Source organism: Vibrio sp. 1727 (genome assembly GCF_033344415.1).
In the GTDB taxonomy this organism is placed as follows: Bacteria; Pseudomonadota; Gammaproteobacteria; order Enterobacterales; family Vibrionaceae; genus Vibrio; species Vibrio alginolyticus.
Window position 1 is genome coordinate 1 of the sequence record NZ_JAWPOT010000723.1, and the last position, 503, is coordinate 503.

Annotated in this window: 1 protein-coding gene; it reads right to left on the reverse strand. The window is 47.3% G+C overall.

Annotated features, from left to right (window positions below):
- Positions 1 to 72: 72 nt before the first annotated feature.
- Positions 73 to 503: YccF domain-containing protein (locus R8O10_RS27815; protein WP_318192309.1), on the reverse strand; the 431-nt coding region annotated here is incomplete at its 5' end.

Consider the following 503-nt stretch of genomic DNA (forward strand, 5'->3'; position numbering starts at 1 on the left):
GCTGTAGCAATAATAGGCTTACTTTTAACAGGCGTTGCCCTCTGAGCCCGAAAGCTCAGAGGATACATAACCTTAACGATTAATGTTGTAACGAGCGACAGCCGCTTCTTCTGAAGTTACAACAGTTTTACCGATAGGCGCGAGGGAAATTACGGCCAGTTTCAGGTGTTGAAGTGCAAACGGAATACCAATAATGGTAACGAAACACGCTGCGGCGGATAGGATATGACCGATTGCCAGCCACAAACCTGCAAACACAAACCAAAGTACGTTGCCGATGACGCCTAGCGGACTCGTGCCAATATCCATTTCATTGGTTAGTTCATCACGCGAAACGGCTTCTTTGCCGAATGGGAAAAACGAAAAGTTACCCATGACGAAACAAGCTCGCCCCCACGGAATCCCGATGATGCTGATGAACGCAAGAATACCGAATAGCCACCACAGCAATCCCATGAATACGCCACCGAATAAAAACCAGATGATGTTGCCAAGTGTTCTCA